The sequence below is a fragment of the Agrobacterium sp. 22-221-1 genome (assembly GCF_053522445.1).
The window spans coordinates 277,243-297,725 of sequence record NZ_JBNWCL010000003.1; the positions used below are offsets into that span (position 1 = coordinate 277,243).

A 20,483-nucleotide genomic window follows, 5' to 3' on the forward strand; every position below is an offset into this window, starting at 1 on the left:
TACAGTGTCGCTCGCGGCTTCCAGGCGCGGGCGATTTCTTTTAGCTCCATGCGGCTCCGGGTTTCGTGTCGTCCAGTGACCTGCCGGAGCGGCCATCAACACACAGGCAAGTCATGTCTCGCGATCGCATCCCGGTTTCCATCATCACCGGATTTCTCGGCGCCGGAAAATCGACGCTGCTCAACCGGCTTCTCAAGGATCCGGCGATGAGCGATGCGGCGATCATCATCAATGAATTCGGCGATGTCAGCATCGATCACATGCTCGTCGAAAGCGCGGGTGAGGGCATCATCGAGCTGGCGGAGGGCTGCCTGTGCTGCACGGTGCGCGGCGAGCTGGTGGATACGCTGGCGGAACTGATGGACGGCATCCAGACAGGCAAGCTGAAGCCGGTAAAACGGGTAGTGATCGAGACCACGGGCCTTGCCGATCCCGCCCCCGTCATGCAGTCGGTCATGGGCAACCCGGTCATCGCGCAGAATTTCGTGCTGAACGGCATGATTACGGTGGTGGATGCCGTGAACGGCCTTTCCACGCTCGACAATCACCAGGAGGCGGTGAAACAGGCCGCCGTGGCTGACCGCCTGGTGATGACCAAGCGCGCGCTTGCCGATGCCGCTACGATTTCCACGCTGACAGCCCGTCTTCAGGCGCTCAATCCGCGTGCGACCATCGAGGATGGCGACAAAACCGATTGGAGTGCTGCGGGGCTTCTCGACAACGGCCTTTACGATGCCGGCAGCAAGAACGCCGATGTCGGCCGCTGGCTGGGCGAGGAGGCGGCACACGATCACCACGATCACGATCATGACCATGGCCACCACCACCATCATGGCGATCACGACGACCATCACCATCATCACGATGTGAACCGGCACGATGCGTCTATCCGTTCCTTCTCGATCATTCACGATCAGCCGGTCAGCCCGATGGCGATCGACATGTTCGTGGATCTGCTGCGCTCGGCACATGGTGAAAAGCTCCTGCGCATGAAGGCCATCGTCAAGCTGTCCGATAATCCGGGCCGACCGCTGGTGTTGCATGGGGTGCAGAATATTTTCCACACGCCGGAGCGTCTCGCGGCGTGGCCGGACCCGGCTGATCAGCGCACGCGCATGGTGCTGATTACGAAGGATTTGCCGGAGGCTTTCGTGCAGGACCTCTTCGCGGCCTTCACAAGCGCACCGGGCATCGACCGGCCGGACAGGCAGGCGATGACGGATAATCCGCTGGCGGTTTCGGGGTTGCGGTTTTAGATCGCGCGACGGTGTTTAAATCGGCGGGTGGGGTTACCCCCCTCTGCCCTGCCGGGCATCTCCCCCTCAAGGGGGGAGATCGAATCGAGGCGAGGTTTCGGCCGTCTCGACATTTGAGAATGAAGTGATGGGAGAGCTTCTTGCCGATCTCCCCCCTTGAGGGGGAGATGCCCGGCAGGGCAGAGGGGGGTAAGCCCGGAGCGTCAGCGTTGGACGTCGGTTACCCGCCCTTCACGATCCGAAACCGATGCCCCTTATCCAGCGCAGTGGTTTCCACCAGCCTATGCCCATCCTCATTACACATATGGGTAATATCGATCACCGCCAGTGGATCGGTCGTCTCGACGGTCAGAATATCGCCTGCCTTGAGGGTTGCGAGTTTCTTGCGGCTTCTCAAAACCGGAAGGGGGCATTTAAGCCCCCTCAAATCATAGACGATCTCAGCCGTGTCGCTCATTCCTTGGCCCAGAATTTCCAGAACGGCTTCTTTTCCGGCGCTTCCGGAGCAGGCGCTGCGGAATAGGCAAGCGGGTTCATGGCCGGAACCGGGATGCTCTGGGCGGCAGCTCCGGTCTGGCCGGCTGCTGCGGGGGCAGCCGAGGCAACCATCGTCGGTGTCGCGGGGGCCGGGTTCGATTGCGGTGCCGTGGCGGGCTGGACAGCCGAAGGGCGCGGGCCGCGTAAGGAAGAAGCGGTTGCGGTCGTCGCCGGAGAGGACGACGTCACCTGCTGCGCCTTCTTCTCCATCAGCGCGGCATATTCCGTTTCCTTCATAAGCTTGCCGGCCTTCAGCGCCGAGCCGGTCGGGGCATAGGCGGGCTCGCGGCCCTTGCGCTTTTCGGCGACGAGCGCCTTGCGCTCGGCTTCGCTCGGATCGTACCAGGCCATGCCGTCATATTTCTTCATCGCCTTTTCATAGGCGAGATCGTAGGTCTTCTCGTAGCTCGAAAGCGCGCTGACGAGCGCCGGCGGGGTGCTCATGGCCGGGCATTGGGCGGAGGCGTTGAAGCTGCCGCCTTCGGTCTGCTGGTTGAAGACATATTTCTTCTCGCAGACATTCACTTCCGGCGGGCGCTTGGTCACTTCGAAATTGTCGTAACCGACCTTCAGCATCTTCCAGAATTCGAGATGTTCGCTCTGGCGATGGCGGGCCATGTTTTCCGCCGTCATGCGGAACGGGAAGGCCTGCAGCTGCACGGTCTTCTGGCCGCCCTTGAAGGCGTCACGGGCAAAACCGTAGATTTCAAGAATCTGCGCATCCGTCATCGAATAACAGCCGGAGGACGAGCAGGCGCCATGGATCATCAGATTGGTGCCGTTGCGGCCATTGGCGGCATCGTAGCGGTTCGGGAAGCCGGTATTGATGGCGAGATAATATTTCGAGTTCGGATTGAGATGCGCGGGCGTCAGGTTGTAGAAACCTTCCGGCGCCTGCCGGTCGCCTTCCTTCACCTTCGGGCCGAGTTTGCCGGACCATGCGCAAATCTCGTAGCCGGCGATCTTCTCGAAACGGTTGTCGCGCCTGGCTTTCCAGATTTCCAAGGCACCTTCTTCCTTGAAGATGCGGATCATGATCGGCGAGGTGCGGTCCATGCCCCTTTTGTCGATCTCGGCCAGAATGGACGGAGACAGCGGGTAATCGACCTTGTTCTTGACGTGGGAGACGTCGCGCTCAACGGTTTCGAGCGTATCGTTGCAGCCGGCAAGAACGAGCGCGGTGCAGGCAAGAAGTGCAAAATGTGTCAAACGCATGATCTGATCCGAAAGACGATGGCACGAAGCGGCGGCAGTTCTACACCGTCCCGTGTGTATTTTAAATACGGTATTAACCGTTTACATCTTCTTAACTCAAATCGGATCCGCCCCGCGGCCGCCGATACATCTGTTGATGTGACCGGACTATGGCCGAGTTGGGGCGACATTCAAGGAAAATAAGGCCGGAGTCAGATTGTTTCGGCTTTTCTTCAAACCGCCAAAACAATCTGACTCTTTCTTTTGACGCATTTTCCGGACGTAAAACCGCTGCGCACTTTTACTGGAAATGCTCTAAAGGTTCCGGCCGATATCCAGAAATTTCTGGCGGCGTTCGGCGCGCAATTGTGTGCCGGAACGCTGGGAAAGATCGGCCAGAGCCTTGGCGATGACGTCACCGGTTGCATTGATGACGGTTTCCGGGGCGCGATGCGCGCCGCCGATCGGCTCGGGAATGATTCCGTCGATGACGCCGAGCGATTTCAGGTCTTCCGAGGTGATCTTCATGTTGGTTGCGGCTTCCTTGGCGCGGGTCGAATCGCGCCAGAGAATGGAGGCGGCACCTTCCGGCGAGATTACCGAATAGATCGCATGTTCGAGCATATAGACGCGGTTGCCGGTGGCGATCGCGATTGCGCCGCCCGAGCCGCCTTCGCCGATGACGACGGAGACGATCGGCACCTTCACGTTGAGGCACATTTCCGTCGAGCGGGCGATGGCTTCGGCCTGGCCGCGTTCTTCCGCGCCGACGCCGGGATAGGCGCCTGCCGTATCGATGAGGGTGATCACCGGCAGCGAAAAACGGTCGGCCAGTTCCAGCACGCGGATCGCCTTGCGGTAACCTTCCGGCCGCGGGCTGCCGAAATTATGCTTCAGGCGGCTTTTGGTGTCGTTGCCCTTTTCCTGGCCGATGATGGCGACGGGCTGACCGTTGAAGCGGCCGAGGCCTGCCTGAATGGCGGCGTCTTCGGCAAATTTGCGGTCACCGGCCAGCGGCGTGAAATCGGTGAACAGCGCCTTGGCGTAATCGACGAAATGCGGACGCTGCGGATGGCGCGCGACCTGCGTTTTCTGCCAGGCGTTCAGCTTGGAATAGATGTCCTGCATCGCGTCGTTGACCCGCGATTCCAGACGGTTGATCTCCTCCGAGGTGTCTATGCTCTCGTCTTCATCGGCAAGCTTCTTCAGCTCGATGATCTTGCCCTCAAGGTCCGAGATAGGTTTTTCGAAGTCGAGATAATTGTGCATGAGATCCGTTTCCGATCGTTTTGCGCAAGGTTTGACCGGATTATCCGGCGGTTCCGGTCGCTCTAATCAAGGTTTTTGCCCTGTTTGGCAAGGGGGTGATGTGTTTGTACCAGCTCTTGCAAGCGTTCTTCCAGCACATGTGTATAGATTTGTGTCGTGGAAATGTCGGAATGGCCGAGCAGTTCCTGTACCGCGCGCAAATCCGCGCCGTTCTGCAGAAGGTGGCTGGCAAAGGCGTGGCGCAGCACATGCGGCGATATCGCAGACGGGGTCAGGCCCGCACGGATGGCGATGTCCTTGAGGTCGCGGGCAAAGACCTGGCGGGGCAGGTGGCCTTCCTTGCTGTTGGAAGGAAACAGCCACTGGCTCTCCGGCGTCTCCGGTTTTTTCTGCGAAGCGGCCACCTTGCTTTTCTCCGACGCAAGCGCCTTTCTGGCAGCCTCGTATTTTTCCATCGCCTCGATGGCGGCGCGGGAAAGAAGAACCATGCGGTCCTTGTTGCCCTTGCCGCGTATCATCAGGAAGCGGCCTTCCTGACGCAGCACCTTGACCGGCAGCGAGACGAGTTCGCTGACACGCATGCCGGTGGCATAAAGCAGTTCGAGCAGCAGATGCATGCGGATGCGCGCCATCTGGCCGGGACCGGATGTGGCGGCTTCCTGCGCCGCGAGGCTAAGAAGCCTGTTCACATCGGCGACGCTCATCGTTTTCGGTAAAGCGAGACCTTTTCTGGGAGCGTCGATGATGCCGGTGGGGTCGTCGCCGCGCAGCCCTTCCGAATAGAGAAAACGATAGAATTGCCGCATGGTGGAGAGACGTCGCGCCTGTGAGGTTGCGGCAAAACCCTGAGCGGAAAGATGGGTCAGATAGGCGGAAAGGTCAGGCGTCTGCGCCTGCGTCAGGGACTGGCCGCGCTGACCGAGAAATTCGCGCAGATCGGAAAGATCGCGCTCATAGGAAGAAAGCGTGTTGGTGGCTGCCCCGCGTTCGGCGCTCATCATTTCCAGAAAACTTTCGAGCCGCGCGCCGTCGCGTCCTGCCGTCGGCTGTCCGCTCATGGGGTGCGCCTTGCCGGTTCGGTCGACGGCGGGTTCAGTCGCTCGGAAGGAATGCGAACCGTCACTTCGCGGTCGCGCGGTTTGACGACCATGACGAGCAGCACCATGCCGCCATAGATCAGCCCCGCGATGGTCGCCAGTATCATCGTGAAGCGGAAGAGGGTGGGCATGGCGGCTCCGTGAAGGTGGCGGTCGAAATGTATATGCGGTGCGGCGAAAGCGGCGACAAGATCAAAATGCCCGCTCCGCCCCGTGCCGCATGCGGCGATGATTGTGATTCACCGCAATTCAGTCAGCAATTTGGCTTGACGCTTCGTAAACATTTGCAGATATCCATGCCAAACGGGCTTTCAAATCTATGAATGAAACGAATTTATCCGTCCCGGCCACACTCGGGGAGCAAGCGCGGGCAAAGCTCGGACGGCGCAACATCGTCTTCGTCGGGCTGATGGGGGCTGGAAAGTCGGCGGTGGGCCGCATGGTCGCCCAGCAGCTCAGGGTGCCGTTCATCGATACGGATGTCGAAATCGAGCGCGTTTCGCGCATGACGATATCGGAACTTTTCGCCACCTATGGCGAGGAAGAATTCCGGGCGCTGGAGACGCGGGTCATCAAGCGGCTGCTGCGCGGCGGCCCCAAGGTCATCTCCACCGGCGGCGGCGCCTTCATCAACGACAATACCCGCCGGCACATCACGCGCGGCGGTATTTCGCTGTGGCTGAAGGCCGATCTCGAGGTGTTGTGGGAGAGGGTCAACAAGCGCGACCACCGCCCGCTTCTCAAGACCGAAAACCCCAAGGCCACGCTCGCGGCCCTGATGGAGAAACGTTACCCGATCTATGCCGAAGCGGATCTGACCATCGAATCCCGCGATGTCCGCAAGGAAATCATCGTGACAGAAGTGCTGGCCGCCATAGCCGGCATCGAACAGAAAGACTGATCCCCATGACGCCTTCCGAAATCCACGCCGATGAACGTCTCGTCCATGTGCCGCTCGGCGAGCGCGCCTATGACATTCTGATCGGGCCGGGCCTGATCGGCCGGGCGGGCGGCGAGATTTCGGCGCGGCTGAAGGGCCGGCGCGCGGCCATCATCACCGATGAACATGTCGCGCCGCTCTACCTCGAAGGCCTGATGGATGGCCTGCAGACGGATGGCATCGAGGCCGTCTCGCTGACCCTGCCGGCCGGCGAAAAGACCAAGAGCTTCGAACATCTGGTCACCGTCTGCGATGCGGTTCTGGCAGCAAGGGTGGAGCGTAACGATGCGGTAATCGCGCTCGGCGGCGGCGTGATCGGCGATCTCGCCGGTTTTGCGGCCGGTATTGTGCGCCGGGGCGTGCGCTTCGTGCAGATACCGACTTCGCTTCTGGCGCAGGTCGATTCCTCCGTCGGTGGCAAGACCGGCATCAACAGCCGCCATGGCAAGAACCTCATCGGCGTATTCCACCAGCCCGATCTGGTGCTGGCGGATACGGCGGTGCTCGATACGCTGAGCCCGCGTGAATTCCGCGCCGGTTATGCCGAAGTGGTGAAGTATGGGCTGATCGACAAGCCGGACTTCTTCTTCTGGCTGGAAAAGAACTGGGATGAAATCCGCACCGGCGGACCCGCCCGCATTCAGGCGATTGCAACGAGCTGCCAGGCCAAGGCGGAGGTGGTGGTGGCCGACGAGAAGGAAAACGGCGTGCGCGCCCTTCTGAACCTCGGCCATACATTCGGCCATGCGCTGGAGGCGGCGACCAATTACGACAGCAAGCGGCTGGTGCATGGCGAAGGCGTCGCCATCGGCATGGTGCTGGCGCACCAGTTCTCCACCCGCCTCAACCTCGCAAGCCCGGACGATGCCGCCCGCGTCGAGGCGCATCTGAAGGCGGTGGGCCTGCCGACGACGATGAAGGATATTCCCGGCGAGTTGCCGCCGGTCGAAACGCTGATGACGGCAATTGCGCAGGACAAGAAGGTCAAGGGCGGCAAGCTCACCTTCATCCTCACCCACGGCATCGGCCAGTCCTTCGTGGCCGATGATGTTGCGGCGTCCGAGGTGCAGTCCTTCCTGTCGGAAAAACATCCGGGTTAAGGCCGCGAGACAAAGGAAGCCGTGCCTAGAACCGCACCGCTTCCCCGGGCGCTGCCGCCTCTATCGCCAGCGCATGCAGGCCGGCATCGAGTTCCGGCTTCAAAAGCGCGTTGATCGCCCGGTGGCGCTCGACGCGAGACTTGCCGGAAAAGCTTTCCGACACTATCTGAACACGCATATGCGTCTCGCCCGTGCCGGTGATATCCGGCTGGTGGCCGGCATGCATCCGGCTTTCATCGACGACCCTCAGGCGCTCCGGTGAAAAGCTTTCCCGAAGCTTCGTTTCTATGCGTTCTCGCAGGGACATGCGACGGGCTCCATTCTCGTTGGCTGGTCTTAAAGGGGGCTACCTAAAAGCCAGCAACATTCCGCTTTGTCAATTCTTGTTGTGCGGCTTTTCGCACCCCATAATCAGGGCATCATGAAACTGGATTCGAAATATTTCGATCGCATCCGCACGCGCCGGAAAAGGGAGAGGGAACCTGAGGTTCAGGCCCCGACCTGCCAGTGGGACGGATGCGACAAACCGGGTATTCACCGGGCACCCGTCGGCCGCAATGCCGAGGGGCAATTCTTCCTGTTCTGTTTTGAGCACGTGAAGGAATACAACAAGGGCTATAATTATTTTTCCGGCCTGTCCGACAGCGAGATCGCCCGTTACCAGAAGGAAGCGATTACCGGCCATCGCCCCACCTGGACGGTGGGCGTCAACAAGACGGCGCGCGACAGCCCGCTGCACTCCACGCTGCGTTCCGGCACGGCGAGCGGGAACGCCCGTATCCGCGATCCTTTCGGCTTCGCCGGCGGTTTTGCGGGCGGCGCAAGGGCAGGCGGCACCCGTATGCAGCAGGACCGAAAATTGAAGACGCTGGAGGCAAAAGCCTTCGATACGCTCGGTCTTTCTTCCACCGCGAAGCAGGAAGACATAAAAAGGCGCTACAAGGAGCTTGTCAAAAAGCACCATCCTGATGCTAATGGTGGCGATCGTGGTTCGGAAGAGCGTTTTCGGGCTGTTGTTCAAGCATATCAATTGTTAAAGCAGTCAGGTTTCTGCTAAGCCAACTTATGTGTTTACCGCCTGATTGATGATGTGGCCGGGTGGCTGCCGCCCGCCTTGGAGACGTGATGAGCAAAATCGACCTTGATATTTCCAACCTGCCCGACACGACGGTGTCCGTGCGGGAGGTTTTCGGCATTGATACGGATCTGCGGGTTCCCGCCTATTCCCAGGGCGACGCCTATGTGCCTGACCTCGATCCCGACTATCTTTTCGATCGCGACACGACGCTTGCGATCCTTGCCGGTTTTGCTCACAACCGACGTGTCATGGTCTCCGGTTTCCACGGGACGGGTAAATCCACCCATATCGAGCAGGTGGCCGCCCGCCTGAACTGGCCCTGCGTGCGCGTCAACCTCGACAGCCATGTCAGCCGCATCGACCTCGTCGGCAAGGACGCCATCGTTCTGAAAGACGGCAAGCAGGTTACCGAATTCAAGGACGGCATTCTGCCCTGGGCCTACCAGCACAATGTGGCGCTCGTCTTCGACGAATATGATGCCGGCCGCCCGGATGTGATGTTCGTCATCCAGCGCGTGCTGGAATCCTCCGGCCGCCTGACCCTGCTCGACCAGAGCCGCGTCATCCGTCCTCACCCGGCCTTCCGCATTTTCGCAACCGCCAACACCATCGGCCTTGGCGATACGACCGGCCTTTACCACGGCACGCAGCAGATCAACCAGGCGCAGATGGACCGCTGGTCCATCGTCACCACGCTCAACTACCTGCCGCATGAGCAGGAAGTGAACATCATCGCCGCCAAGGTGAAGAGCTTCGACAATCCGAAGGGCCGTGAAACCGTCTCCAAGATGGTGCGCGTGGCCGATCTCACCCGTTCGGCTTTCATCAATGGCGATCTTTCCACGGTCATGAGCCCGCGTACCGTCATCACCTGGGCGGAAAATGCGGAAATCTTCGGCGATCTCGCCTTTGCCTTCCGTGTGACCTTCCTCAACAAGTGCGACGAACTGGAGCGCACGCTGGTGGCCGAGCAATATCAGCGGGCTTTCGGCGTCGAGCTGAAGGAAAGCGCTGCGAACATCGTTCTCAGCGCCTGATCGTCCCCGGCTTGTCCGGAGAAGATCACCGATGACTTGAAGACGCCGGTGGGGCGCGCGATCTTCCGATCGCGTGCCGCAGGCGCCGACAAATGACAGGAAAGACAATGGCAGCGCGCGGCGACAATTCCAGAGCGAAACCGGGTACGGCGGTCGATACGGAACCGTTGCGTCAGGCGATTGCCGGATGCGTGCGATCCGTCGCTGGCGATGCCGAAGTCGAGGTCGTCTTCGCCAATGAGCGGCCGGGTCTTGCCGGTGAGCGCATGCGCCTGCCGGAAATTTCCAAGAAACCGACGGCGCAGGAAATCGCCATCACCCGCGGCCTCGGTGATTCCATGGCGCTGCGCCTTGCCTGCCATGATGCCGACACCCATGCGGTGATGTCGCCGCAGGGCGCCGAAGCGCGGCTGATCTTCGATGCGGTGGAACAGGCGCGCGTGGAATCCATCGGCGCGCTGCGCATGCCGGGCATGGCTTCCAACATCCATGCCATGAACACGGAAAAATACGCCAAGGCCAACTTCGCGGGCATCAACAACAAGGACGATGCACCGCTTGCAGAAGCAGTGGCGCTTTTGGTGCGCGAGAAGCTGACGGGTGAGAAGCCGCCGGCAAGCGCCGGCAAGGTTGTCGATCTGTGGCGCGATTTCATCGAGGACAAGGCGGCCGGTGACCTCAAGGATCTCTCCAGCGTCATCACCGACCAGAAGGCGTTTTCGCGGCTGGTGCGCAAGATGCTGACCTCCATGCAGATGGCGGAAGATTTCGGCGACGAGGATAACGAGCCCGAGAGCCAGGAGGCGGAATCCAACGAGGACCAGCCGCGCACCAACGAGACCGAAGAAGAGCAGGTCGAGGAGGAGGCCGGCTCGGACGCGACGCCTGCCGATGAAAACGAGGCCTCGCAGGAGGAAATGGAAGAAGGCGAGATGGACGGCGCCGAGATGTCGGACGAGGAAATGTCCGACGATCTCGACGAGGATTCCGAAACGCCCGGCGAAACCCGCCGTCCCAACAGCCCTTTCGATGATTTCAACGAGAAGGTCGATTACCGCATCTTCAGCCAGGAATTCGACGAGGAAATCCATGCCGAGGAACTGTGCGACGAGGCTGAGCTGGACCGTCTGCGCGCCTTCCTCGACAAGCAGCTCGCCCATCTTCAGGGCGCCGTCGGGCGTCTGGCGAACCGGCTGCAGCGCCGCCTGATGGCGCAGCAGAACCGCTCCTGGGATTTCGACCTGGAAGAGGGTTATCTCGATCCGGCCCGCCTCGTCAGGCTCATCATCGATCCCATGCAGCCGCTTTCCTTCAAGAAGGAGCGCGACACCAAGTTCCGCGATACCGTGGTTTCGCTGGTCATCGACAATTCCGGTTCGATGCGCGGCCGTCCCATTACCGTGGCTGCCACCTGCGCCGATATTCTGGCGCGCACGCTGGAGCGCTCCGGCGTGAAGGTGGAGATTCTGGGCTTCACCACCAAGGCCTGGAAGGGCGGACAATCGCGCGAACAGTGGCTCGCCAATGGCAAGCCGGCGTCGCCGGGCCGTCTAAACGATCTGCGCCATATCATCTACAAGTCGGCGGACGCTCCGTGGCGGCGCGCGCGGCGCAATCTTGGCCTGATGATGCGCGAAGGCCTCCTGAAGGAAAATATCGACGGCGAAGCGCTGATGTGGGCGCATAATCGCCTGATCGGTCGCCCCGAGCAGCGCAAGATCATGATGATGATCTCCGACGGTGCGCCGGTGGACGATTCGACGCTGTCGGTCAATCCGGGCAACTATCTGGAGCGGCACCTGCGCGCCGTCATCGAGCAGATCGAAACGCGCTCGCCGGTGGAACTGCTGGCAATCGGTATCGGCCACGACGTGACGCGTTATTATCGCCGCGCCGTGACCATCGTGGATGCGGACGAGCTGGCCGGCGCGATGACCGAGCAGCTTGCGGCGCTCTTCGAGGATACGAGCGGCGCTTCCGGTTCGTCCCGCAGGGTTCGCCGTGCGGGATAAGCGGGGCCGGGCTTCTTCCGCCTGCAAAACGCTTGCGATGGCCGCCATTCTGGCGGCCGCATCGCTATGTCCGGTTTCCATCGGCGCTTCCACCATCGATGTGCCGGTGAGCGTGCGTCTGCTCTCCTCTTTCGAGGTCGGTACCAGCGAAAAACGTTTCGGCAAGCTGGAATTTATCGGCGGCATGGTGATGAGCGCGCCGGAAAAGCTGTTCGGGGCGATATCCTCCATCCGTTTCCGCCCCAATGGGGAGGATTTCGTTGCGGTGCTGGATACCGGCCATTGGCTGACGGGCAGGGTCTTGCGCGACGCTCGCGGTGCTTTGTCCGGGCTTGCCGATGCCCGCATCACCCCCATGCTGGACATGAGCGGCCGCGAACTGCCGCGCAAGATGGAGATGGATGCGGAAGGACTGGCGCTGCGCGACGGCAAGGTTTTCGTCAGTTACGAGCAGCGCCACAGGATCGATATCTATCCCGATCCGGGCTTCGCCACCTCAAAGCCGCTCGACCGCCTGCCATATCTCATCCCCAGCAACGAGTTGCGCCACAATGGCGGACTGGAAGCTCTCGCGGTATCGCCGGCCGATTCGCCGCTTGCCGGCGCTCTGGTCGTGGTGGCTGAAAAAAGCATCGATACGGACGGCAATCTTCTCGCCGCCATACTGGAAGGCCCGCGCAAGGGCACATTTGCCGTGACGCATCATCCGTCATTCGACGTGACGGACGGCGCGTTCCTGCCCAATGGCGACCTGCTGCTTCTTGAGCGCCGCTTCAATTTCGCCGAAGGCGTGGGCATGCGCATCCGTCGCATCCGTGGCGCCGATATCCAGCCGGGTGCTGTGGTGGATGGCGAAATCCTCATGGAAGCCGGCATGGCCTACCAGATCGACAATATGGAAGGCATGGATGTGGTGAAGGGGCCGGACGGCTCGACGCGCCTCATCATCGTTTCCGATGACAATCACTCGTTCCTCCAGCGCAACCTGATGCTGGAATTCAAGCTGGTGGAGTGAAATCAGGCCTGCTGCTGCTGTGCCGCCTTGTAGGCTGCCATCAGGTCCTCGACGGGAATGCCGTCGATCTTCATGCCGGTCATCCGGCATGACGTTATCTGCGCACCGGACAGATTTGAGTTGCTCAGTTTCAGACCGGAAAAATTGACGTCATCGATCGACCAGCCGGACATGTTGTTATCCGTGAACGACGCACCCGACAAATTGATATTGTTAAAGCTCGCCCCGGAAAGATTGACATTGTCGAAGACCGTGCCGGATAGATTGACGTCGTTGAAGGTTGACCCTGAAAGCGTGGCGCTGGCGGCCTCCACGATGTCTATAACGTCCTTGATCTGCATGTCGACCTGCCTCCGCGCTGTGCCACGGACGACAGACTGCAATGCTGACGGCTGGCTTGCAAGCGCGATTTGATCCGCGCTTGCCCGGCCTCAAACGCGGCCCGTTTTGACGGCGCCCGGCATCGGCTTCAGCGTGTTCATCAGCGCGCCGTAAGGCAACAACATGATGAGGCCGACGAGAACCTTCACCGAGAGATCACCCAGCGCCCAGGAAATCCAACGGGGCGCTTCCACGGCGAAGACGCCGAGAATGGGAGCGTTTTCGATGGCGAAGGCGTCGTTGGGCCCGACGAAGGAGAAGCTTGCCGCAAAGGCGATGGAGAAGAACAGGGCCGTATCCAGCACCGATCCCAGCATGGAGCCGGCGAGCGGCGCGTGCCACCAGCGCTGGCGGCGCAGGCGGTTGAAAACGGAAATATCCAGCAGCTGGCCGATCAGATAGGCGGTGCCGGAAGCGACCGCGATGCGTGGGATTGATGTCCAGAAGGATAGTGTGACACCAACGACGAAGCCGGCAAGCACGACGCGGCGTGCGATGGAGGGGCCGAACTGGCGGTTGGTCAGGTCCGTAACGAGGAAGGCGATCGGATAGGTGAATGCGCCCCAGGTCAGAAGGTCGCCCAGATTGACGCCGAACAGCGAGCCGGAAAGCGGGTATTGCACCAGAATATTGGACGCGACGACCACCAGTGTCATCAGCAGAACATAGATAAGCGTAAAGCGCAGATAGGGCATTTTTTTATCCTGGGTGATGCCACCAGTTGGAGCCAAGCATCGGAGGAAAACGTCTCAAACGGTTTTCGCAAAACCCGATGCAACTAAAATCTGGAACAAACAAAAGGCTTGAGCGGCAAAGCCATTCAAGCCTTCTGAATTCAGATGATGTCGAAACCGCTATTAAGCAGCTTCGGCCGTCTTCTTGGCGATCTGGCGGCGCAGGAGACGAGCGCGCATGCTCAGTTCGTTTTCGCCGGACTTCAGAAGGAAGGCATCGAGGCCGCCACGGTGTTCAACGGAGCGCAGAGCGGCTGCGGAAACACGCAGGCGGAAACGCTGGCCGAGAGCATCGGAGATCAACGTGACCTGGCAGAGGTTCGGAAGGAACCGGCGCTTGGTCTTGTTGTTGGCGTGGCTGACGTTGTTGCCCGTCTGGACGCCCTTGCCGGTCAATTCGCATACACGGGACATGGGTACACCTATTTCGTTTCGTCTGTTTCACCACTGGCTCGCCACCGGCAAAACCGGGGTGGCAATCCAACTGGCCATGATTGGAAAGTTGCGGTTCTATAGTCAGACGAGACTTAACAGTCAAGCCGCTCGCGATCAAATGAAAGGAAATTCCGGCGTTTTCAACCGGCATCCGCTTTTTTATTGCCACAAGTCAGCGTATATGATCGCCCGATAAGGCCGCTTCCGCGCCTCTTTTAAGGTGATATCGAAATGATTGCCAGAGGAAAAAGCATTTTCGTGGCCGCGACAATAGCGTTAACGGGCGTCTCCCCCTCGCTCGCCGCCGAAGCGCGCCACACAAGCGAATACAGCATCAATCTCGGCATTTTGCCGATTGCCAGGGCGAGTTTCTCGACTCGCATGGATGGACCGAATTATTCAATCTCCGGTTCCTTCAGCGCCGCCGGTCTTGCCAGCATCCTCAAGGATATTTCCGGCAAGACGACCGTTTCCGGCGCCAAGCGCGGCCACCGGCTGCAGGCCAACGAATATTCGCTGGTCTACAAGGATGGCAAGCGGGTGCGCACCTATGACGTTGTCTATCGCAACGGCAACGTCACATCGACGACGGTGAAGCCTGAGCCAAAAGCCCGGCCGGACAACTGGGTTGACGTGAAGGACCGCGACCTGCGCTCGGTTCTCGATCCGATCTCCGGCCTCATCATTCCCGCGGGCGGCCGCATCTGCCCGACTCGCCTGCCGATCTATGACGGCGAATCGCGACTCGATCTGGTTTTGAGCTCCAGCGGCACCAAGCCGTTCAAGACCAATGGTTTTAATGGCGACGCCATCGTCTGCAAGGCGCGGTATGTGCCGAAGTCGGGTTACAGGCAGGGGCGCAAGGATATCGAATATCTGAAATCCATCTCCATGGAGATCTGGTTCGCCAAATCGAACAACATGGATGTCTACGCGCCCGTCTATGCCATCATTCCGACCCGGGTGGGGCAGGTTTACATCACCGCCACGAAATACGGCGGCTGACGCAATTACGGCGCATCTCCCGGCGCCCAGCCGGGCTCTGCCATAACGAAGCTCGAAAAGGCAAAGCCCGGCGAGACGGTGCAGCCGACGAGCGTGAAGTCGCCGAGGCTTTCCGCCGATTGCCAGCAATTGGCGGGAACGATGACCTGCGGGCGCTCGCCTTCAAGAATGGCGGGGCCGAGCGTGAAGGTCTGCACCTCCCGGCCGTCCTGCGAAAGATGCAATGCGATGGGCGCGCCGGCATAATAGTGCCAGACCTCCACCGCATCGGTGACCCGGTGCCAGTGCGAGCGGTCGCCCTTTTCCAGAAGATAATAGATCGCCGTTGAATGGCCGCGCTCACCGCCTGCCTTGTCGCGGAACGTCTGGTGGTAAAAACCGCCCTCGGGATGCGGCTCCAGCCCCAGTTCGCGAATGATCGCCTGCGCCGATATATCCGTTCCCATCAAAAATTGTCCTTGCGTGTGCGGATTTCCGCGAAAACATCGGCATCGGTGGCGCTTTCAAGGCCAAGATATTTGCGAATACCGGCATCGGCCACCCGCATATAGGGATTGGTCTGTTTTTCGAGCCCGATGGTGGTGGGAATGGTGAATTCATTCGCCTGCCGCGCCCTCTCGATGAGGGCCGCGCGCTCGCTCAGCACAGCGTTCTCCGGATCGACGGTGAGGGCGAAACGGGCATTCGTCAGCGTATATTCATGGCCGAAATAAACCTTGGTCTCATCCGGCAGCGCCATGAGTTTCTGGAAGGAATGCCACATATCCGCCGCCGGACGTTCGAACAGGCGGCCGCAGCCCATGGCAAACAGCGTATCGGCGGCAAACAGCAGCCCGTCATCGGGCAGATAATAACAGATATGTCCCGCCGTATGACCGGGCGTGGCGATGACCTGAACGCGGCGGCCGGCGAATTCGAACTCGTCGCCATCGGCCTGCGAACGGTCGAGACCGGGGATCGCAACCGCTTCGTCGTAGGGGCCGTGAATTTCGCAGCGGAACTTGTCTTTCAGGGCCAGATTGGCTTCTACATGGTCCTGATGGTGGTGGGTGGTGAAGATATGGGTGAGCTTCCAGCCGTGGCCATCGAGCGCCTGCAGGATGGGTCCTTCTTCCGGTGCGTCTATGGTGGCCGTCGCGCCGCTTTCGGGATCGTGCAGGAGAACCCCGAAATTGTCGCTGCGGCAAAGAAAGACGTCTATTTCCAAAGGTTTCATCTTATCCTCTCCATTTGCCGGCCAAAACCGGCGCATTCGCCCGCCTGACCTTCTATGTAAGGGCAGACGCCTTGAAGTCCAACCGCCTGATGCTACATTCTCGCCCATGAATACCGATATCGTCGATCTGCGCGAATTCTATCATTCTCCGCTTGGCCGCTCGGCCGAGCAGGCGATCACCATGGCGCTTTCGACGCTGTGGCCGCCCTTGCCGGAAGAGCGGCTGGTCGGGCTCGGCTACGCGGTGCCGTTTCTGGAGCGGTTCCGCCGCGATACGGAGCGCACCTTCGCCTTCATGCCGGCGGGGCAGGGGGCGGTGAACTGGCCGGCGGGCGAGCTGTCTTCCACCGCGCTGGTGTTCGACGAGGAACTGCCCCTGCCCGATGCGTCGATAGACCGGGTCTTGATGGTGCATGCGCTGGAATTTGCCGAAAATCCGCGTGAAAGCCTGAAGGAACTGTGGCGGGTGCTGGCGCCCGGCGGCCGTCTGGTGATCGTGGTGCCGAACCGGCGCGGCGTCTGGGCGCGCATGGAACATACGCCCTTCGGTTCCGGAAGACCCTATTCACGCGGACAGCTGACGGCGCTTTTGCGCGAAACCAATTTTACGCCGGGCGCCACCGCCGAGGCGCTGTTCTTCCCGCCCACCACCAGCCGGCCGATACTGAAATTCCGCCGCTATCTCGAACATACCGGCCGCCGGCTGTGGCCGCTTTTTTCGGGCGTCATCGTGGTGGAAGCCCAGAAGCGTCTCTATCAGGGATTGCCCGTCACCCAGCGCGCCTCACGTCGCGTTTTTGTGCCGGTGCTGGCCCCGCAGGGGGTGCCCACCACCCGCACTGCCGCAAGCCAAGGAAAGCCGCGCTGACCCTCGACAAAGCGCCCATTCCGGTCTAATGCCTCCGGCATTGCTTTTGCCGGGTTCTCCGGCGCTTTTCCAAAGGTCGATCAAATGAGTGCAGAGCTTAGCCAACCTGTTCCGCGTCCGGGTATTCTGGATATCGCCGCTTATGTTCCCGGCAAGGAACATGTGGACGGCGTCGCGAAGGTTTATAAGCTCTCCTCCAATGAAACGCCGCTTGGGCCGAGCCCGAAGGCGATAGAGGCTTTCGGCACGGCTGCCAGCCATCTGGAAATCTATCCGGATGGTCAGGCGGTCGCGCTGCGTCAGGCGATTGCCGACGTGCACGGTCTCAACATCGCGAACATCATGTGCGGCAACGGTTCGGACGAGCTTCTCGGCCTGCTTTGCCACGTCTATCTGGGCGCGGGCGATGAGGCGATCATTACCGAACACGGTTTCCTCGTTTACAAGATCCAGATCATGGGTGCGGGCGCGACCCCGGTGACGGTGAAGGAAAAGGATTGTGCGGTGGATGTGGATGCGATCCTCGCCGCCGTGACGCCGAAGACCAAGATGGTTTTTGTCGCCAATCCGGGCAATCCCACCGGCACCTATGTTCCCGTGGCGGAAATCCGCCGCCTGCAGGCCGGCCTGCCGAAACATGTCGTGCTGGTGCTGGATGCGGCCTATGCCGAATATGTTCGCAAGAATGATTACGAGGCCGGTCTCGAGCTGGTCTCCGGCAACCGCAACGTGGTGATGACCCGTACCTTCTCCAAGGTATACGGCCTTGCCGCCCTGCGCGTCGGCTGGATGTATGGCCCTGCTGCTGTCATTGATGCGCTGAACCGCGTGCGCGGCCCGTTCAACATGAGCGCGCCGGCTATCGCGGCGGGTGCTGCGGCCATCCGCGATCAGGCCTTCGTAGAGAAGGCCGTGGCGCATAACGCGCTGTGGATGGAAAAGCTGGTCACGACCTTTACCCGCCTTGGCCTCACCGTCACGCCTTCGGTTACCAACTTCATCCTCATCCATTTCCCGGATCAGGACGGCAAGCGCGCGGCGGATGCGGACGAGTTCCTGAGCCGCCGCGGTTACATTCTGCGTGCGGTACGTGGCTACGGTTTCCCGAATGCGCTGAGAATGACGGTCGGCTCGGAAGAGGCCAATCTCGGCGTCATCGCGGCCCTTACCGAGTTCATGGGGCAGGCGTGATGGCTGAGATCATGTTTGAACGCATCGCGCTGATCGGCATCGGCCTGATCGGCTCGTCGATTGCCCGCGATATCAGGGAACTGGGGCTTGCCCGCCATGTGACCATTTCCACCCGCAGCGAAGACACGCTGAAACGGGCGGAAGAACTGGCGCTTGGCACGGATTACACCGTTTCGGCGGCGGAAGCGGTAAAGGATGCCGATCTCGTCATCGTCTCGGTGCCGGTCGGTGCTTCCGAGGGCGTGGCGCAGCAGATCGCGCCGCATCTGAAGCCGGGCGCTATCGTTACCGATGTCGGCTCCACCAAGGCATCGGTCATCGCGCAGATGGCCCCGCATATGCCTGACAATGTGCATTTCATTCCCGGCCATCCGCTGGCGGGTACGGAAAAATCCGGCCCGGATGCCGGTTTTGCCGGTCTCTTCCGCGACCGCTGGTGCATCTTCACGCCGCTGCCGGGCACGGATGCCGAGGCTCTGGAAAGGCTGAAGGATTTCTGGCGGGCGCTCGGCTCCCGCGTCGATGAGATGGATGCAGAACACCACGACAAGGTTCTGGCGATCGTGTCGCATCTGCCGCACATCATCGCTTACAATATCGTCGGCACGGCGGATGATCTGGAGACGGTGACCGAATCGGAAGTCATCAAATATTCCGCCTCCGGTTTCCGTGATTTCACCCGTCTCGCCGCCTCCGATCCCACCATGTGGCGCGATGTCTGCCTGCATAACAAGGATGCGATTCTTGAGATGCTGGCGCGGTTTTCCGAGGACCTCGCCTCCCTGCAAAGGGCGATCCGCTGGGGGGAGGGCGACAAGCTGTTCGAGCTGTTTTCCCGCACCCGCGCCATCCGCCGCTCTATCGTGCAGGCGGGCCAGGATGTCGACGCACCGGACTTCGGCCGTCACGCGCTGGACCAGAAGAAGTAAATCGCATTTAGCTTAGGTCGTGATGGGATTTGATCCGGCCTATCGCGCCCGCCGGCAAAGTGCCAAAGCCTCCCCGGCGTCATCCTCGGGCTTGACCCGAGGATCCACGATCCGACGCGCCATGGATCCTCGGGTCAAGCCCGAGGATGACGCCGAGTATAAATCAATCCTTCAGATCGGCGGGATTTTCCCAAGCGGAATAAAGCCGCTGACCGTGGCGCGGCCACGATCCACAACGAGATCGACGGATGCCCGGTCGCCGCCGCCGGCCAGCGCGCCGAGCAGTTTGCGGGCCGTATCGATGGTGGATTGCAACTGCGGGAAGACCTGCTTGGCATTGTCCGACCATGCGCCGAGCTTTTCGATTTCCAGCTTGAACTGGCCGGAGAGATAGCCCTCATTGTCGAAGGAGAAGGGGCCGCTGATGCGCATGGTGCGGCCTTCGCCGATATCGGCCACCAGCCGGCGAAGCTCGCCGCTCGCGCCATAAAGGCCCGATCTGTCGCTGCCATCCACCATGCCCGCCTTGCCGGCAAGCGTGACATCGGCAATGGCGTTGAGGCGCGGCAGAAGCTGCGGCCAGTCCTTGATGACGGTTGCGGAGTCGGTGAGCGTGATGGCCCCGTCGAGATCGGCGCCGTTCTGGCGCAGATGCATTTCCGTTTTTACCGCGTCGAAATCGATGGTCTGGCCGGTGACGGAAGAAACCGCCTGCGCTTTCAGCCCGTCGATGACGAGCGAGCTGCGGTCGATGCCCTTCAGCTTGGTGACGATGCTGGACTGCATGTTCTGCCAGGCGGCCGAAATCGTCAGGCCATGGGCGGAACGGATTTCCGCCGGCGAATCGAGTTCCCAGACGATGTGGCCGGGATTATAGACCTGCGCCGCCGAGCGAAGTTCGCCGAAGGAAGCGGAAACGCCGTTCTCCTTGTCATCCACCGTCACTTTGGAGCAGAAGAGGCCGATGCGGAAGGGATAACCCTTGAAGGCGATATCGCCGCATTCGCCGCTGACGCTGCGGGCCTGCGAGGGGGCAATGACGTTCAGAACCGTCTGCTTCAGCCTGTCGGCGGCGTAAAACCACCCGGCGGTATAAAGTCCGATGACCACGAGGATGGCGATGGCGAGCCAGAGGAATTTTTTGGCGGTGCCGGATTGGCTTGACGCTGCCATATTGATCTCCGATGAA

23 protein-coding genes are annotated in these 20,483 nt (G+C 60.7%); 11 read left to right on the top strand and 12 right to left on the bottom strand.

Going from position 1 to position 20,483, the window contains the following annotated elements:
• The first annotated feature begins 113 nt into the window (after nucleotides 1-113).
• The gene (locus ACQZ5N_RS06970) at nucleotides 114-1,256 is read left to right on the top strand and encodes a CobW family GTP-binding protein (protein WP_448732495.1); all 1,143 of its coding nucleotides are present in this window, start codon (nucleotides 114-116) and stop codon (nucleotides 1,254-1,256) included.
• A 220-nt stretch (nucleotides 1,257-1,476) separates the two neighbouring features.
• On the opposite strand, the gene ACQZ5N_RS06975 is transcribed toward ACQZ5N_RS06970, so the two are convergent.
• The 5 genes from ACQZ5N_RS06975 to ACQZ5N_RS06995 form a co-directional block, all read right to left on the bottom strand.
• Nucleotides 1,477-1,713 (bottom strand): sulfurtransferase TusA family protein, encoded by a 237-nt coding sequence (locus tag ACQZ5N_RS06975; RefSeq protein WP_020811686.1) that lies wholly within the window; start codon nucleotides 1,711-1,713, stop codon nucleotides 1,477-1,479.
• A complete protein-coding gene (locus ACQZ5N_RS06980) occupies nucleotides 1,710-3,008 on the bottom strand; it encodes a L,D-transpeptidase family protein (RefSeq protein ID WP_448732496.1) in 1,299 nt (432 codons plus the stop codon). Before ACQZ5N_RS06980 ends, ACQZ5N_RS06975 begins: the two co-directional genes overlap by 4 nt.
• 294 nt (nucleotides 3,009-3,302) lie before the next feature.
• Nucleotides 3,303-4,256, bottom strand: a complete 954-nt coding sequence (locus tag ACQZ5N_RS06985) for an acetyl-CoA carboxylase carboxyltransferase subunit alpha (protein WP_448732497.1) — start codon at nucleotides 4,254-4,256, stop codon at nucleotides 3,303-3,305.
• Between the two features lie 62 nt (nucleotides 4,257-4,318).
• Nucleotides 4,319-5,314 (bottom strand): site-specific tyrosine recombinase XerD, encoded by a 996-nt coding sequence (gene xerD, locus ACQZ5N_RS06990; protein ID WP_448732498.1) that lies wholly within the window; start codon nucleotides 5,312-5,314, stop codon nucleotides 4,319-4,321.
• The gene (locus tag ACQZ5N_RS06995; RefSeq protein WP_035239639.1) at nucleotides 5,311-5,484 is read right to left on the bottom strand and encodes a hypothetical protein; all 174 of its coding nucleotides are present in this window, start codon (nucleotides 5,482-5,484) and stop codon (nucleotides 5,311-5,313) included. Before ACQZ5N_RS06995 ends, xerD begins: the two co-directional genes overlap by 4 nt.
• 188 nt (nucleotides 5,485-5,672) lie before the next feature.
• On the opposite strand from ACQZ5N_RS06995, the gene ACQZ5N_RS07000 reads away from it, so the two are divergent.
• Nucleotides 5,673-6,254 carry a shikimate kinase gene (locus ACQZ5N_RS07000; RefSeq protein ID WP_035262338.1) on the top strand — a complete coding sequence of 194 codons (582 nt, stop codon included), beginning with the start codon at nucleotides 5,673-5,675 and terminating at the stop codon, nucleotides 6,252-6,254.
• Between the two features lie 5 nt (nucleotides 6,255-6,259).
• Nucleotides 6,260-7,393: a 3-dehydroquinate synthase gene (gene aroB, locus ACQZ5N_RS07005; protein ID WP_448732499.1), complete on the top strand. Its 1,134-nt coding sequence runs from the start codon at nucleotides 6,260-6,262 to the stop codon at nucleotides 7,391-7,393.
• Nucleotides 7,394-7,418: 25 nt separating this feature from the next.
• Here aroB and ACQZ5N_RS07010 read toward each other — a convergent pair whose 3' ends face one another.
• Nucleotides 7,419-7,700, bottom strand: a complete 282-nt coding sequence (locus ACQZ5N_RS07010) for a BolA family protein (RefSeq protein ID WP_448732500.1) — start codon at nucleotides 7,698-7,700, stop codon at nucleotides 7,419-7,421.
• A gap of 114 nt (nucleotides 7,701-7,814) precedes the next feature.
• Here ACQZ5N_RS07010 and ACQZ5N_RS07015 point away from each other — a divergent pair, with 114 nt between their 5' ends.
• The 4 genes from ACQZ5N_RS07015 to ACQZ5N_RS07030 all read left to right on the top strand — a co-directional run bounded on the left by ACQZ5N_RS07015 (nucleotide 7,815) and on the right by ACQZ5N_RS07030 (nucleotide 12,535).
• Nucleotides 7,815-8,450: a J domain-containing protein gene (locus ACQZ5N_RS07015; RefSeq protein ID WP_059755848.1), complete on the top strand. Its 636-nt coding sequence runs from the start codon at nucleotides 7,815-7,817 to the stop codon at nucleotides 8,448-8,450.
• A gap of 68 nt (nucleotides 8,451-8,518) precedes the next feature.
• A complete protein-coding gene (gene cobS / locus ACQZ5N_RS07020) occupies nucleotides 8,519-9,508 on the top strand; it encodes a cobaltochelatase subunit CobS (RefSeq protein ID WP_004445672.1) in 990 nt (329 codons plus the stop codon).
• Between the two features lie 107 nt (nucleotides 9,509-9,615).
• Complete coding sequence (gene cobT, locus ACQZ5N_RS07025; protein ID WP_448732501.1) at nucleotides 9,616-11,520, top strand: cobaltochelatase subunit CobT; 1,905 nt, start codon at nucleotides 9,616-9,618, stop codon at nucleotides 11,518-11,520.
• Nucleotides 11,521-11,557: 37 nt separating this feature from the next.
• Nucleotides 11,558-12,535 (top strand): esterase-like activity of phytase family protein, encoded by a 978-nt coding sequence (locus tag ACQZ5N_RS07030; RefSeq protein WP_448732555.1) that lies wholly within the window; start codon nucleotides 11,558-11,560, stop codon nucleotides 12,533-12,535.
• A gap of 2 nt (nucleotides 12,536-12,537) precedes the next feature.
• Here ACQZ5N_RS07030 and ACQZ5N_RS07035 read toward each other — a convergent pair whose 3' ends face one another.
• The 3 genes from ACQZ5N_RS07035 to rpmB form a co-directional block, all read right to left on the bottom strand.
• Nucleotides 12,538-12,876: a pentapeptide repeat-containing protein gene (locus ACQZ5N_RS07035; RefSeq protein WP_026364030.1), complete on the bottom strand. Its 339-nt coding sequence runs from the start codon at nucleotides 12,874-12,876 to the stop codon at nucleotides 12,538-12,540.
• A 90-nt stretch (nucleotides 12,877-12,966) separates the two neighbouring features.
• Nucleotides 12,967-13,611: a queuosine precursor transporter gene (locus ACQZ5N_RS07040; RefSeq protein ID WP_003523300.1), complete on the bottom strand. Its 645-nt coding sequence runs from the start codon at nucleotides 13,609-13,611 to the stop codon at nucleotides 12,967-12,969.
• 162 nt (nucleotides 13,612-13,773) lie between these two features.
• The gene (gene rpmB / locus ACQZ5N_RS07045; RefSeq protein WP_003509888.1) at nucleotides 13,774-14,064 is read right to left on the bottom strand and encodes a 50S ribosomal protein L28; all 291 of its coding nucleotides are present in this window, start codon (nucleotides 14,062-14,064) and stop codon (nucleotides 13,774-13,776) included.
• Nucleotides 14,065-14,316: 252 nt separating this feature from the next.
• On the opposite strand from rpmB, the gene ACQZ5N_RS07050 reads away from it, so the two are divergent.
• Nucleotides 14,317-15,090 carry a DUF3108 domain-containing protein gene (locus ACQZ5N_RS07050; protein ID WP_003523301.1) on the top strand — a complete coding sequence of 258 codons (774 nt, stop codon included), beginning with the start codon at nucleotides 14,317-14,319 and terminating at the stop codon, nucleotides 15,088-15,090.
• A gap of 5 nt (nucleotides 15,091-15,095) precedes the next feature.
• Here the strand turns inward: ACQZ5N_RS07050 and ACQZ5N_RS07055 are convergent, their stop codons facing one another.
• Both ACQZ5N_RS07055 and gloB read right to left on the bottom strand, forming a co-directional pair.
• Nucleotides 15,096-15,536 carry a cupin domain-containing protein gene (locus ACQZ5N_RS07055; protein ID WP_448732502.1) on the bottom strand — a complete coding sequence of 147 codons (441 nt, stop codon included), beginning with the start codon at nucleotides 15,534-15,536 and terminating at the stop codon, nucleotides 15,096-15,098.
• Nucleotides 15,536-16,306, bottom strand: coding sequence for a hydroxyacylglutathione hydrolase (gloB, locus tag ACQZ5N_RS07060; RefSeq protein WP_448732503.1), 771 nt, complete (start codon nucleotides 16,304-16,306; stop codon nucleotides 15,536-15,538). The genes ACQZ5N_RS07055 and gloB overlap by 1 nt, the downstream gene beginning before the upstream one ends.
• A 106-nt stretch (nucleotides 16,307-16,412) precedes the next feature.
• Here gloB and ACQZ5N_RS07065 point away from each other — a divergent pair, with 106 nt between their 5' ends.
• The 3 genes from ACQZ5N_RS07065 (at nucleotide 16,413) to ACQZ5N_RS07075 (ending at nucleotide 19,294) form a co-directional block, all read left to right on the top strand.
• A complete protein-coding gene (locus ACQZ5N_RS07065) occupies nucleotides 16,413-17,174 on the top strand; it encodes a class I SAM-dependent methyltransferase (RefSeq protein ID WP_003523306.1) in 762 nt (253 codons plus the stop codon).
• An 84-nt stretch (nucleotides 17,175-17,258) separates the two neighbouring features.
• The gene (hisC, locus tag ACQZ5N_RS07070; protein ID WP_448732504.1) at nucleotides 17,259-18,365 is read left to right on the top strand and encodes a histidinol-phosphate transaminase; all 1,107 of its coding nucleotides are present in this window, start codon (nucleotides 17,259-17,261) and stop codon (nucleotides 18,363-18,365) included.
• Nucleotides 18,365-19,294 (top strand): prephenate/arogenate dehydrogenase family protein, encoded by a 930-nt coding sequence (locus tag ACQZ5N_RS07075; protein ID WP_448732505.1) that lies wholly within the window; start codon nucleotides 18,365-18,367, stop codon nucleotides 19,292-19,294. The genes hisC and ACQZ5N_RS07075 overlap by 1 nt, the downstream gene beginning before the upstream one ends.
• A gap of 171 nt (nucleotides 19,295-19,465) precedes the next feature.
• Here ACQZ5N_RS07075 and ACQZ5N_RS07080 read toward each other — a convergent pair whose 3' ends face one another.
• A complete protein-coding gene (locus tag ACQZ5N_RS07080) occupies nucleotides 19,466-20,467 on the bottom strand; it encodes a DUF2125 domain-containing protein (protein ID WP_020808960.1) in 1,002 nt (333 codons plus the stop codon).
• Nucleotides 20,468-20,483 lie beyond the last annotated feature (16 nt).

Excerpts from the sequence above, each read along its gene's own strand:
- ACQZ5N_RS06970 (WP_448732495.1), top strand. The coding sequence starts at position 114 with ATGTCTCGCGATCGCATCCCGGTTTCCATCATCACCGGATTTCTCGGC.
- ACQZ5N_RS06975 (WP_020811686.1), bottom strand. The coding sequence starts at position 1,713 with ATGAGCGACACGGCTGAGATCGTCTATGATTTGAGGGGGCTTAAATGC.
- ACQZ5N_RS06980 (WP_448732496.1), bottom strand. The coding sequence starts at position 3,008 with ATGCGTTTGACACATTTTGCACTTCTTGCCTGCACCGCGCTCGTTCTT.
- ACQZ5N_RS06985 (WP_448732497.1), bottom strand. The coding sequence starts at position 4,256 with ATGCACAATTATCTCGACTTCGAAAAACCTATCTCGGACCTTGAGGGC.
- xerD (WP_448732498.1), bottom strand. The coding sequence starts at position 5,314 with ATGAGCGGACAGCCGACGGCAGGACGCGACGGCGCGCGGCTCGAAAGT.
- ACQZ5N_RS06995 (WP_035239639.1), bottom strand. The coding sequence starts at position 5,484 with ATGCCCACCCTCTTCCGCTTCACGATGATACTGGCGACCATCGCGGGG.
- ACQZ5N_RS07000 (WP_035262338.1), top strand. The coding sequence starts at position 5,673 with ATGAATGAAACGAATTTATCCGTCCCGGCCACACTCGGGGAGCAAGCG.
- aroB (WP_448732499.1), top strand. The coding sequence starts at position 6,260 with ATGACGCCTTCCGAAATCCACGCCGATGAACGTCTCGTCCATGTGCCG.
- ACQZ5N_RS07010 (WP_448732500.1), bottom strand. The coding sequence starts at position 7,700 with ATGTCCCTGCGAGAACGCATAGAAACGAAGCTTCGGGAAAGCTTTTCA.
- ACQZ5N_RS07015 (WP_059755848.1), top strand. The coding sequence starts at position 7,815 with ATGAAACTGGATTCGAAATATTTCGATCGCATCCGCACGCGCCGGAAA.
- cobS (WP_004445672.1), top strand. The coding sequence starts at position 8,519 with ATGAGCAAAATCGACCTTGATATTTCCAACCTGCCCGACACGACGGTG.
- cobT (WP_448732501.1), top strand. The coding sequence starts at position 9,616 with ATGGCAGCGCGCGGCGACAATTCCAGAGCGAAACCGGGTACGGCGGTC.
- ACQZ5N_RS07030 (WP_448732555.1), top strand. The coding sequence starts at position 11,558 with ATGGCCGCCATTCTGGCGGCCGCATCGCTATGTCCGGTTTCCATCGGC.
- ACQZ5N_RS07035 (WP_026364030.1), bottom strand. The coding sequence starts at position 12,876 with ATGCAGATCAAGGACGTTATAGACATCGTGGAGGCCGCCAGCGCCACG.
- ACQZ5N_RS07040 (WP_003523300.1), bottom strand. The coding sequence starts at position 13,611 with ATGCCCTATCTGCGCTTTACGCTTATCTATGTTCTGCTGATGACACTG.
- rpmB (WP_003509888.1), bottom strand. The coding sequence starts at position 14,064 with ATGTCCCGTGTATGCGAATTGACCGGCAAGGGCGTCCAGACGGGCAAC.
- ACQZ5N_RS07050 (WP_003523301.1), top strand. The coding sequence starts at position 14,317 with ATGATTGCCAGAGGAAAAAGCATTTTCGTGGCCGCGACAATAGCGTTA.
- ACQZ5N_RS07055 (WP_448732502.1), bottom strand. The coding sequence starts at position 15,536 with ATGGGAACGGATATATCGGCGCAGGCGATCATTCGCGAACTGGGGCTG.
- gloB (WP_448732503.1), bottom strand. The coding sequence starts at position 16,306 with ATGAAACCTTTGGAAATAGACGTCTTTCTTTGCCGCAGCGACAATTTC.
- ACQZ5N_RS07065 (WP_003523306.1), top strand. The coding sequence starts at position 16,413 with ATGAATACCGATATCGTCGATCTGCGCGAATTCTATCATTCTCCGCTT.
- hisC (WP_448732504.1), top strand. The coding sequence starts at position 17,259 with ATGAGTGCAGAGCTTAGCCAACCTGTTCCGCGTCCGGGTATTCTGGAT.
- ACQZ5N_RS07075 (WP_448732505.1), top strand. The coding sequence starts at position 18,365 with ATGGCTGAGATCATGTTTGAACGCATCGCGCTGATCGGCATCGGCCTG.
- ACQZ5N_RS07080 (WP_020808960.1), bottom strand. The coding sequence starts at position 20,467 with ATGGCAGCGTCAAGCCAATCCGGCACCGCCAAAAAATTCCTCTGGCTC.